The 11,046-nt window shown below is 63.6% G+C and carries 7 protein-coding genes; 2 read left to right on the top strand and 5 right to left on the bottom strand.

Features of this window, described 5'->3' with window-relative positions; all coding sequences use genetic code 11:
- The first annotated feature begins 456 nt into the window (after nt 1–456).
- The gene (locus LB551_RS10195) at nt 457–2,427 is read left to right on the top strand and encodes a M23 family metallopeptidase (RefSeq protein ID WP_224629465.1); all 1,971 of its coding nucleotides are present in this window, start codon (nt 457–459) and stop codon (nt 2,425–2,427) included.
- Nucleotides 2,428–2,444: 17 nt separating this feature from the next.
- Here the strand turns inward: LB551_RS10195 and LB551_RS10190 are convergent, their stop codons facing one another.
- Nucleotides 2,445–3,998 (bottom strand): MFS transporter, encoded by a 1,554-nt coding sequence (locus LB551_RS10190; RefSeq protein ID WP_224659086.1) that lies wholly within the window; start codon nt 3,996–3,998, stop codon nt 2,445–2,447.
- Nucleotides 3,999–4,181: 183 nt separating this feature from the next.
- On the opposite strand from LB551_RS10190, the gene LB551_RS10185 reads away from it, so the two are divergent.
- Entirely contained in the window at nt 4,182–4,814 is a 633-nt protein-coding gene (locus LB551_RS10185) for a TMEM175 family protein (protein WP_224629460.1), read from the top strand.
- Between the two features lie 113 nt (nt 4,815–4,927).
- Here the strand turns inward: LB551_RS10185 and LB551_RS10180 are convergent, their stop codons facing one another.
- From LB551_RS10180 to LB551_RS10165, 4 genes are all read right to left on the bottom strand, one after another.
- Nucleotides 4,928–6,412 carry a L,D-transpeptidase family protein gene (locus LB551_RS10180; protein WP_224659085.1) on the bottom strand — a complete coding sequence of 495 codons (1,485 nt, stop codon included), beginning with the start codon at nt 6,410–6,412 and terminating at the stop codon, nt 4,928–4,930.
- Nucleotides 6,413–6,668: 256 nt separating this feature from the next.
- The gene (locus LB551_RS10175) at nt 6,669–7,028 is read right to left on the bottom strand and encodes an MmcQ/YjbR family DNA-binding protein (RefSeq protein ID WP_140500941.1); all 360 of its coding nucleotides are present in this window, start codon (nt 7,026–7,028) and stop codon (nt 6,669–6,671) included.
- Between the two features lie 61 nt (nt 7,029–7,089).
- Nucleotides 7,090–9,696: an ATP-dependent chaperone ClpB gene (clpB, locus tag LB551_RS10170; RefSeq protein WP_224629449.1), complete on the bottom strand. Its 2,607-nt coding sequence runs from the start codon at nt 9,694–9,696 to the stop codon at nt 7,090–7,092.
- Nucleotides 9,697–9,915: 219 nt separating this feature from the next.
- Complete coding sequence (locus LB551_RS10165; RefSeq protein ID WP_224659084.1) at nt 9,916–10,869, bottom strand: DUF4167 domain-containing protein; 954 nt, start codon at nt 10,867–10,869, stop codon at nt 9,916–9,918.
- Nucleotides 10,870–11,046 lie beyond the last annotated feature (177 nt).

Here is an 11,046-nt window from a genome sequence, read left to right as displayed (position 1 = left end):
TCGCCAGCGGCGCACCGCCCTCGTTCGTGAGGCGTATATAGTCGCCACCCAGACAAACTGTCAACACCGATCCAAGAAGTTTTTGAACTTTTTGCGACAGAAATTTCGGGCCCGATTTGTCGATAGCCGGCTGCCGTTGGGGAAGAGGATCCCAAGGAGTATCCAGCCACGAAGGAGCCCTATTGCCGCCGCATTGCCGTTCGACACCAGAACCGACAAAGCGGGCGCAGCGCAGCGGCGCGGTGCCCCTTTTGAGAGCCTCATATAGAGGTGTGCGATGAGCCCTTGAGAAGGGGAACGCCGCCCTCTTTGCAGAGCGCTCTATAAGAGAAGCGCGCGAGGGGAATTCGACCGGGGCCCGAGGCTTCGTTGACTTAACCTGCCGTGACAGGCAAATGTCATGGCCACAACAAAAGCGACAAGCCGTTCCGCCCGGGGAAAAAGCAGCCTTTCTGGATGCCAGATACGGAAGATGTCATAGCCGAACTCGGCAACGAGCCGCCGCTTATTGCGGACGGCCGCAGTGGCCCCCCCGATCGGCGCGAGGTTTCCGCGCGCTGGCTGTCGGGGACGTTTTTGACCGGCGTGACCTCAAGCGTGCTGATGGGCGTGGCGCTGTTCGCCGCCCTCGACGGGCGCCAGCAACTTGCGACGCCACCCGAGATCGCCGAACTGATCGGCCTTGCCGGCAATGGCGATTCGGGCGAGATGGCCAAGACCACCAGGCTGGTGGCGCCGCGCCAGATCGCCAAGGCCAAGGACCGCCGGCGCATGGAAGTGTCGATGGTCACAAAGGTCGGCGACCGCGATGTCATCCACACCATGCCCTTCGTGCAGATCAAGATGGCATTGGCGGCCGGCCATACCACCAACCGGCCATACCCGCCCTTCGATCCGATGCAGGTGTTCGGCGACGACGGTGACGACGCATCGGCGCAACCGGCGACGGCCGCCGCTACGCCGGGCCAGATCTACGGCACCAAGGTCGAAAGCGAAATGAGCCTGAAGACCGTCGATTTTCCCATTGAAACGGCTTCCTTCGATGAAAAGAGCGACCTTTCCGCCGACGAGGTGGAAAAGGTGGTGCGCGAGGCCGGCACCGATCTCAGCGACGGCGCCGTCCAGGTCGCTTCTCTCCACTATGTCGACCCGCAGCGATTTGGCGAGGCCTTTGCCGAGAGCATGGCCGGCTCCTACGACGTCAGGATCGTGCCGGAAAACGTTTCGGTCGCGCCGCGTGCCAACGCCGACGACCAGGCACCGGCCTTCGCCGAGGAAATCATCCCTTTCACCAAGGATCTCGCCGTCACGGAAGCCTTCGCAGATTCGGGCTATACGGGCGAGGACGCCGCCGGCATGGCCGAGGCGATCACCAAGCTCTTGAACGCCCCCGCGCTCAAGGCTGGAACCGTGCTTCGTGTCGGTCTCGAGGTTCATGGCGACGCTGCCAAGGTCGTGCGAACCAGCGTCTACGACCGGACCCAGCATATCGTCACCATAGCGCTCGACGATCGCGGCCAGTATGTGCCCGCGCAGGAACCAGAGCCCAATCCCGAGTTGCTGACGGCGTTCGATGATTCGTCGGCGCCGGTGGTGGTGCGCGGTAACCTGCCCAACGTCTATGACGGTATCTACCGCGCCGCCTATTCCTACGGCATGTCCAAGGCCATGACGCAGCGGCTGATCAAGCTGTTGGCCTCAGACGTCGACTTCCAGTCTCGCCTCAATCCGGCCGATCGCCTCGAAGTGCTGTTCTCGCAGCCCGACGGCGACGACCAGACCTCGGACAATTCCGAATTACTTTACGTCTCGGCGACCTTCGGCGGACAGACGCGCAATTTCTACCGCTTCCAGATGGAGGACGGCAGCACGGATTATTTCGACGAGGACGGCTCGAGCGCCCAGCAGTTCCTGCTGCGCAATCCGTTGCCCGCCGGAAAGTTCCGCTCCGGCTTTGGCGCGCGCAGGCACCCGATTCTCGGCTATGTCCGCATGCATACCGGCGTCGACTGGGCAGCCCCCATAGGCACGCCGATCATCGCCGCCGGCAATGGCGTCATCGAGAAGGTCGGCTGGGCCGGCGGCTATGGCAAGCAGATCATCATCCGCCATGCCAACGGCTATGAGACCTCCTACAATCACCAGAGCGCCTTTGCCAAAGGCATCGAACCGGGCGTTCACGTCCGCCAGGGCCAGACCATCGGCTATCTCGGCCAGACCGGCCTCGCCACCGGCCCGCATCTTCACTACGAGCTGATCGTCAATGGCACCAAGGTCGATCCGATGCGCGTCCGCCTGCCGGTCGGTAAGGTGCTGAAGGGCGACGACCTTGTCGCCTTCAAGCGTGAACGCGAGCGCATCGACGACCTGCTGAAGCAGGAAGACAGTGATTCGCTGAAGGTCGCGAGCGCCAAGATCGAAGGATAGTTCCTTCGATCCACCCCTCAGTCGCGAGGGTTTTCGGCGGGCCGGCGCCATGGCAATGATTCGCCTGAAACCGTCAGCCAGGCGATGACGGCCGAAAGCAGGCAAAGCAGCGCCGTTACAAAGGAAACAGCCGAGAATGCGCCGTCGCTGGCGGCAAGCCGTGCGGCGTCGACAGAAGGGGCCAGTCCGGTCGTCGCCGGTTCACCGAACCCCGGCACGCCGGGAACAGTGTTGCCATCCAGGACCTTCGCGTAGACCCAGGCGGCAAGCGACCCCATAGCAGCAACCGCGATCAGGCCGCCTATGCGCGAGACGGCATTGTTGATACCGGAGGCCGCGCCCGTATCCTTGTCTTCCACCGCCGTCATGATCGCGGTCGACAGCGGCGACACCACCAGCGCCATGCCGAACCCCATCAGCGCCATCAGCGGAAATGTTCCGGTCCAGAAATTGTGGATACCGGCATATGTCAACAAGCCAAGCCCGGCGAAGGCGAAGGCAACCACCAGACTGCCGCTGGCGATCGGAAAACGCGGTCCGATCCGGTCGGACCACTCGCCGACAGGCCCAGACAGCAGTGCGATCAATGCGGACAGCGGCAGGAAGATGAAGCCGACCTCGGCCGTGCTCAGCCCCCAGCCGGCGATCAAAAGCATGGGCAGGTAGAAAAGATTGGCCGACAGCGCGAAATAGAGGAAGAAGGTCGCGAGATTGGCGCCGGCGAAGGCGCCGATGCGAAACAGATTGAGATCGATCATCGGCTCGCGCTGCCGGCGCTCGTAGAAAATGAAGACGAAAAGCAAGACCACGCCGGCAATGATTGCCGAACCCGACATGAATCCGGCAGCCTCCGCGTTCATCGCCGTCAGCCCGTAAGCCAGCAACCCGAAGGCCAGTGTCGCCAACGCCGCGCCGCCAAGATCGAGGCTGCGCTTTTCGGTCGGCCGATCCGCCGGGATCTTGGCGAGCAGCAGGTAGATCGAAACCAGCCCAAGCGGCAGGTTGATCGCAAATATCGCACGCCAGATTCCATTGCCGAAAGTCGACAGCACGAAGCCGCCCAGCACCGGACCGAGTGCCGTGGTCAACGCCGAAGCGGCGGCCCAGATGCCGATTGCGCGGCCGCGCTCCTTTTTCGGATAGGCTTTTGCGATGATCGCAAGGCTGCCCGGCACCATGATCGCCGCGCCGATGCCCTGGATTGCACGGAACGCGATCAGCACCGCCGGATTGGGCGCCAGCGCGCAGGCCAGCGAAGCGGCGATGAACAGCGCGATGCCGACGACGAAGGCGCGGCGCAGGCCGAAGCGGTCGCCGGCAGCACCGCCGGCGAGGATGAGCGCCGAAAGCGTCAGCGCATAGGCATTGGAGATCCACTGCGCTTGCGCCAGGCTGGCGCCGAGATCGACGCGGATCGCCGGCGTGGCGATGGCAAGGATCGAACCGTCGATGAAACCAAGCGCTGAAGCCAGGATCGCGGCGATCAGCACATAGTGCCGCTGCGACTGCGGGCAGAACGTACCGTTGGCGGTCGGCGGCGGGACGGCTGCGGCTTTGCTCGGTGAATGCATGCAACCTGCATAAACCCGCGGCGCGCCCGCAACAACCAGCCAGCGGTCCCGGTCGTTGAAACCAGCTGCGCTGCGACCTGGCCGCATTGGCAGGTGCCGGCCCACGCAGGTGCAAACAAGCGCCGGCATGCTAAGCTTTCACGCGGCATCGGACGGGAGCCGATCAGACAGGGGAGAAAATCGATGAAGCGACCGCTCGAACCATCCCAGTCCGGGCTCCACCGAGTCGTCGGGCTGACTGACGGCGTCTTCGCCATCGCGCTGACCCTGATCGTTCTGGAGATTCGTGTACCGACGCACGAGGCGATCCATTCCGAAGGCGATCTCATCGACGCCGTCCTGGCGTTGGCGCCGCGCTTCCTGACCTATGCGCTTTCCTTCCTGACCCTGACCATCTTCTGGTTCGGCCAGCAGGCGCAGCATGGGTTGATCACCAGATCCGACAGGCGGCTGGCGACGCTCAATTTGTGCTTTCTCGCCTTTATCGCCCTGTTGCCGTTCTCGACCGATCTCCTGGCCGACTTCCTCGAATTCAGAACCGCGGTCGTCGTCTACTGGCTCAATCTGCTGATGCTCGGCGTCACCCTGATCGCCAGCTGGCGCTATGCGGAGAAAAAGGGCTTTCTGGCGGATGACGTCGACGCCGAAACGAAACGCACGGTCCACTTGCGCATCGTCAAGGCGCAGCTTCTGTGGGCGGTCGGCGCCCTGCTCTGTCTGGTTACCCCGCTGCTCAGCGTCGGCTTCATTCTCGTGGTGCAGCTGATTTATGCCGCGACACCGAGTGCGAAATGGTTGCGCAGGATAATCGGGTAGAGCAATTCCAGGAAAAACGTGGCGGTTTCCCGGCAAAAGCGCACCGCGCTGGAGCGGCTCGGCAGTCTATCGAACGCTAAACCGCTCTAACCGGCGACGAACGCCGCATCGTCTCAGTCGACGAATTCCACCGTCACGCCGGGCGAAACCAGCTTGGCCAGTTCGCGGGCATCCCAATTGGTCAGCCGCACGCAACCATGGCTTTCAGTCTTGCCGATCTTCGAGGGGTCCGGCGTGCCATGGATGCCGTAAGTCGGCTTGTCCAAGGCGATCCACACCGAGCCGACAGGGCCGTTCGGGCCGGGCGGAATGGTCAGGATCTTGTTGTTCTCGCCCTGTTTGAAATTGATGTTGGGATTGTAGGTGTAGTTCGGATCGAGCGCGACACGGGACACGGCATGAATGCCGGACGGCGACGGCGTGTCGGACGAGCCGATGGTGGCGGGATAGGCCGCGACCAGCTTGCCCGCCGCATCATAGGCAAAGACCTCTTTCTTGCCCTTGTCGGCGACGATGCGAGCCACCGGCGTCGACACCAGCCTGCCAAAATTGGCGACCTTGATGATCGTTCCGGGACGGTTGAAATTGGCTTCCGGGTTGAGCGCCTTGAGATAGTTCTCGTCCATGTGGAAGCGCTCGGCAAGCGCTTCGGCGACGGACGTATAGCCCATGCGGTCGAGCTGCGCCTTCTGGCTGTAATCTTCCGGGATCGACGCGACATAGGGGCCGGCCGCATCCTCTGGCGTGATGGTGTAGTTGGCCAACGCATCGCCGCCCGATTGTGCAAGGGCCGCCTGGATACCGACAGCGTCGGTCGATCGCAGATTGCTGCCGGTGATCTGGTTGTAGGCCGCCAGCGCCTTGTCGACATTCGAACCGAAGCGTCCGTCGATGACGCCAGGCGAAGCGCCGCCGCGATCGAGCAGCACCTGCAGAGCCGCGACGTCCTGGCGTGCTCCGAGCGAAAGCGACGGATCGACCACGGTCTTGCCGCCCGCCTTCGGCGGCAATGCCGCCTGGTCGGCAGGCCCCGCGGGAGCCGCGGGCTGGACAGGTTCTATCGAGGCTTCGTTCAGCGGCTGGCGCTCGATGGGGCGCGGCGTCGCCGGCTGCGGCGCTTCCGGATAATTGTCGTCGTAGCCACCATCATCCTGCGGCGCTGGCGGATAGGCCTCGACGGAATTGTCGCCATAGGGGTCGTCTTCGCGAACCGGAGGCGCGATGACCCGGCCTTCGTCTTCCATCTGCCTGCGGCGGAAGCGTGCCATGTCTTCCGGATCGTCGAGATAGTAGCGGTCGTCGTCGGCGGGAACGCGGCCGAGTTCGCGCAGCCGTGTCTCGCGGCGCAGCGCGCGCCGGTCGAGCCTGGTCTGCGGCGGCTGGATGGCGATGACCTTACCCGTGTCGGCATCGACGATGACGCGGTTGCCCCTGGCGTCGTAATAGATGTCGAGATTGCCGTCCTGGGCCAGCAGGATGCCGCCGTCATCAGCGGGGCGGACGACCCGCGGCGAAGCGTCCTCGGTCGGCGCGGCGAACGCGCTTGAGAACGCCAGTCCGGCCGCAAGTGCCGAAAGGGTGAAGATCGTCCGCAACATGGTGGGCAAACTCTCCGGTCCGTAATTGCCGTCGCCGGCGGCTTTCGCGCGTAGCGAGTCCTTCGCCAGCGAACCACCGCCCGACCATAAGGTTCCAATATGAACCGGGCATGAAGATGGCGGTTTTCCGGCGCCTCGAGGAATATCAGCTAAATGCACATCGTCCAAAAGCGACCCGGTTTGGGGCGAACGATATGCATGGAACAAAGGGCTAAAGCGCGTCGCCTGGATCCGTCGAACGTGACGCGCTCTAGCCTCAGGCAAGTCCCAGTTCCTTTCGCGCCTGCTTCGTCAACTTCAGGGCGACAAGACGATGGCTCTCGCGCAGATAATCCTTCAGCGCGCCATCATCCATGCTCTGGCTTGTCTGGCGCTGGATCCATTTCATGCCGCGCGAGGCAAGGTAGGGTGCGGGTCGCAAGCCCGGCTGCTCCTTCAGCACATCATAGGCAATATCGGAACATTTGAAGGTGATGAAAGGGTCACGGCCCTCGCTCCAGCCGCCGATGGCAAAGACCTTGGCGCCGACCTTCCAGACATGGGCGCCGCCCCACTGGACGACATGCGATGTGGCGGGCAGCGAGGCGCAGAAGCCGTTATAGTCGTCCAGCGTCATGCGTGCTCCTGCCGAATGGCATGAAAAGGCCGCGCGCCCAGGCCGGGCGCGCGGCGTTCGATCAGGCTGCCGCTTCGGTCGCGACGACCGTCGGCTTCGAACGGAAGTTCAGCCGGTCGGAGCCGGCTGTCACCTTGACGGTCGAGCCGTCGAGGATCTCGCCGAGCAGGATCTTCTCAGCCAGCGGATCCTGCAAGTCTTTCTGCATCACCCGCTTCAACGGCCGCGCGCCATAGGCAGGGTCGTAACCCTTGGATGCCAGCCAGTCGATCGCCTCCTGGTCCAGCGACAGCGTGATCTTGCGGTCGACCAGCAGGTTTTCCAGCCGTTTGAGCTGGATTTCGACGATGCGGCCCATATCCTGCCGGCGCAGCCGATGGAACAGGATCACCTCGTCGACGCGGTTGAGGAACTCCGGCCGGAACGACGCCTTGACGACGTTCATCACCTCGTCGCGAACCTGGTCGACATCCTGGTCTTCGCCGAGATTGACCAGGTATTCGGCGCCGAGATTCGACGTCATGATGATCAGCGTGTTGCGGAAGTCGACCGTGCGGCCCTGCCCATCGGTGAGCCGGCCGTCGTCGAGCACCTGCAGGAGCACGTTGAACACGTCGGGATGCGCTTTCTCGATCTCGTCGAACAGCACGACCTGATAGGGCCGGCGCCGCACCGCTTCGGTCAGCGCGCCGCCTTCCTCATAACCGACATAGCCGGGAGGCGCGCCGATCAATCGGGCAACCGAATGCTTCTCCATGAACTCCGACATGTCGATGCGCACCATCGCGCTCTCGTCGTCGAACAGGAAGTTCGCCAGCGCCTTGGTCAGTTCGGTCTTGCCGACGCCGGTCGGGCCGAGGAACATGAACGAGCCGATCGGCCGGTTCGGGTCCTGCAGGCCGGCGCGGGCGCGCCGCACTGCCTTGGAAACCGCTTGCACCGCCTCGCCCTGGCCGACGACGCGCTTGCCGATCTCGTCTTCCATGCGCAACAGCTTGTCGCGCTCGCCTTCCAGCATCTTGTCGACCGGAATTCCGGTCCAGCGCGAGACGATGTGGGCGACATGATCGGGCGTGACCACTTCCTCGACCATGCCGGCCTTGCCGTCCTGAGCCTCGGCTTCCTTCAGCTTCTTCTCCAGTTCCGGAATCTTGCCGTAGGCAAGCTCGCCGGCGCGCTGGAACTCGCCCTTGCGCTGGGCGATGGCCAGCTCGTTGCGCGCCTCGTCAAGCTGCTTCTTGAGATCGGCGGCGAGCCCGAGCTTCTGCTTCTCGGCCTGCCACTTCGAGGTCATCTCGGTCGATTCCTCCTCGAGGCTGGCGAGATCCTTCTCGAGCCGGGCAAGCCTGTCCTTCGAAGCCTCGTCCTTCTCGACCTTCAGCGCTTCGCGCTCGATCTTGAGCTGCATGATGCGGCGGTCGATCTCGTCCAGCGCTTCGGGCTTGGAATCGACCTGCATGCGAAGCCTCGAAGCGGCTTCGTCGACGAGGTCGATCGCCTTGTCCGGCAGGAACCGGTCGGCGATGTAGCGGTTGGACAGCGTCGCCGCCGCGACCAGCGCCGAATCGGAAATGCGCACCTTGTGGTGCTGTTCGTATTTCTCCTTCAGGCCGCGCAGGATCGAGACCGTGTCCTCCACCGTCGGCTCCTCGACGAAGACCGGCTGGAAGCGGCGGGCGAGCGCGGCATCCTTCTCCACATGCTTGCGGTATTCGTCGAGCGTGGTGGCGCCGACGCAGTGCAGCTCGCCGCGCGCCAGCGCCGGCTTCAGAAGGTTGGACGCATCCATGGCGCCGTCCGCCTTGCCGGCACCGACCAGGGTGTGCATCTCGTCGATGAACAGGATGATCCCGCCGGCAGCGGCAGTGACCTCGGAAAGCACGGCCTTCAGCCGCTCCTCGAACTCACCGCGATATTTGGCGCCGGCGATCAGCGCGCCCATGTCGAGCGCCATCAGCTGCTTGTCCTTCAGCGATTCCGGCACGTCGCCATTGACGATGCGCAGCGCCAGGCCTTCGGCGATCGCCGTCTTGCCGACGCCCGGCTCGCCGATCAGCACCGGGTTGTTCTTGGTGCGGCGCGACAGCACCTGGATGGTGCGGCGGATCTCGTCGTCGCGGCCGATGACCGGATCGAGCTTGCCGGCGCGGGCATCGGCGGTGAGATCGCGCGCATATTTCTTCAGCGCGTCATAGCCCTGTTCGGCGTTCGCCGAATCGGCGGTGCGACCCTTGCGGACATCGTTGATGACCTGATTGAGTGCCTGCGCGGTGACGCCGGCCTTGGCCAGTATGTCTGATGTCTTGGCTGATTTCTCGACCGCCAGCGCCGTCAGCAGCCTTTCGACCGTAACGAAGCTGTCACCGGCCTTCTTGGCCAGTTCCTCGGCCGTCGAAAACACCTTGGCCAGCGGCTGCGCCAGATAGAGCTGGCCGTTGCCGCCCTCCACCTTGGGCATCGCTTCGAGTGCCGTCTCGATGCCGAGCTTGACGTCGCGGACGCTGCCGCCGGCGCGCTCGATGAGCGACGCAGCCAGACCCTCGTCGTCATCGACGAGCACTTTCAGGATATGTTCGGGGGTAAATTGCTGGTGGTTTCGCGAGAGCGCCATGGTCTGCGCGGATTGGATGAAGCCGCGCACGCGCTCCGAGTATTTCTCGATATTCATACCTGTCTCCTTCCATCACCGGCCCGCTTTGCGGCACCGGATCAGATTGCGGTGACGGACCCGCCCGTTAGAGCCGGGTCCAGTTGAGGCTGATATGGTGCGCAACCCGCGAACCCTCAAGACGTCTCGATGGCTGCGAAAGCATAATATTCCGCAGCCGCGCAAAACGAAAACGGCGGAGATTTCTCTCCGCCGTTCAATGCATGGAAGCGTCGCCGCTCAGTTGTCGATGTCGGCGACCGCGGTGTCGGCGTTGCCATTGTCCGTCGGTGCCGCGGCCACCTCGCCAGCGTCGGCATTGTCATTGCCGCCGGCGATCTGGTCGGCAGTGCCGCGCGGACGGCGCGGACGCCTCGGACGACGGCTGGGACCAGTCTCTGCGGCCGTCGCATTGAGTTCGGCCTGGGCTGCGAGCCCGGCCGGCGACAGGTTCTCGAACAGCGGCGCCGCCTGCTCGACCGGTGCGACGGATTCGGCTGGCGTGGCGGCCTCGGCCTGTTCGGCCGTCTCGTTGCGCTGCTGCTGGGCACCCTGCTCGGCGGGCGAACCATAATCGCCGCGCTGGCTGTTCTGGCCATAGCCGCCATTGGGGCGGCGGTCGCGATGGCGTCCGCCATTATTGTCGCGGCCGCCACTGTTGCGCCCGCCATTATTATCACGATCGCGATTATCACGATCGCGGCCGTTTTCCCGGTTCAGCGCGACTTCTGCCGGCATGCCTTCGATAACCGGCTGCGGACCCGCGCCGTGGTTGATCACCGGAACCGGCGCATCCGCAACGTTGTTGCCGGTGTTGCCGGCCCCGCTGTTACCGGCATTGTCGAACTCGTCGCGATCCTCATCGCCATCATCGTCGAATTCGTCGCGATTCTGCTGGACGTTCTGGATCGGCATCTGCGCCTGCGCGGCGGCAATGATGCGATTATAGTGCTCGGCGTGCTGGAGATAGTTCTCCGCCATCACCCGGTCGCCGGAGCTTTGCGCATCACGGGCAAGGGTGGCGTATTTTTCAGCGATCTGCTGAGCAGACCCGCGGATCTTCACGTCCGGGCCGTTGCTCTCGTAGTTGCGCGTCAGGGGATTTGGCCCCTTGCGGTTGTTGTTATTGTTGTTGCCGCCGCCGCCATTGTTGTTGCGACCGCGCATGCGCCTGTTCTGCTGTTGTGGCCTCATTCGACTCTCTTCATATTGAAATTTTCGAAAACTCTTCACGAACGGTGGCGCTCATGCAGCCAGCCGTTTCGTTTCTTCACCGGCGTTCGCCCGCATCAATTGCGTTGGCGCCACGTGCCATCCTGTTCCGGTTACATCACTTGCCGGACGATTCCCGCACGAAGCTTGGGCGTCGTT

Origin of the sequence: Mesorhizobium sp. BR1-1-2 (genome assembly GCF_020165435.1) — a bacterium.
Taxonomy (GTDB): Bacteria; Pseudomonadota; Alphaproteobacteria; order Rhizobiales; family Rhizobiaceae; genus Mesorhizobium.
Note: the sequence above shows the minus strand (reverse complement) of the source record. Positions and strands in the feature narration are given on the sequence as shown.

What these genes read in the sequence shown, in the direction of transcription:
- LB551_RS10190 (WP_224659086.1), bottom strand. Translation starts at nt 3,998, where the DNA reads ATGCATTCACCGAGCAAAGCCGCAGCCGTCCCGCCGCCGACCGCCAAC.
- LB551_RS10165 (WP_224659084.1), bottom strand. Translation starts at nt 10,869, where the DNA reads ATGAGGCCACAACAGCAGAACAGGCGCATGCGCGGTCGCAACAACAAT.
- LB551_RS10195 (WP_224629465.1), top strand. Translation starts at nt 457, where the DNA reads ATGCCAGATACGGAAGATGTCATAGCCGAACTCGGCAACGAGCCGCCG.
- LB551_RS10175 (WP_140500941.1), bottom strand. Translation starts at nt 7,028, where the DNA reads ATGACGCTGGACGACTATAACGGCTTCTGCGCCTCGCTGCCCGCCACA.
- clpB (WP_224629449.1), bottom strand. Translation starts at nt 9,696, where the DNA reads ATGAATATCGAGAAATACTCGGAGCGCGTGCGCGGCTTCATCCAATCC.
- LB551_RS10180 (WP_224659085.1), bottom strand. Translation starts at nt 6,412, where the DNA reads ATGTTGCGGACGATCTTCACCCTTTCGGCACTTGCGGCCGGACTGGCG.
- LB551_RS10185 (WP_224629460.1), top strand. Translation starts at nt 4,182, where the DNA reads ATGAAGCGACCGCTCGAACCATCCCAGTCCGGGCTCCACCGAGTCGTC.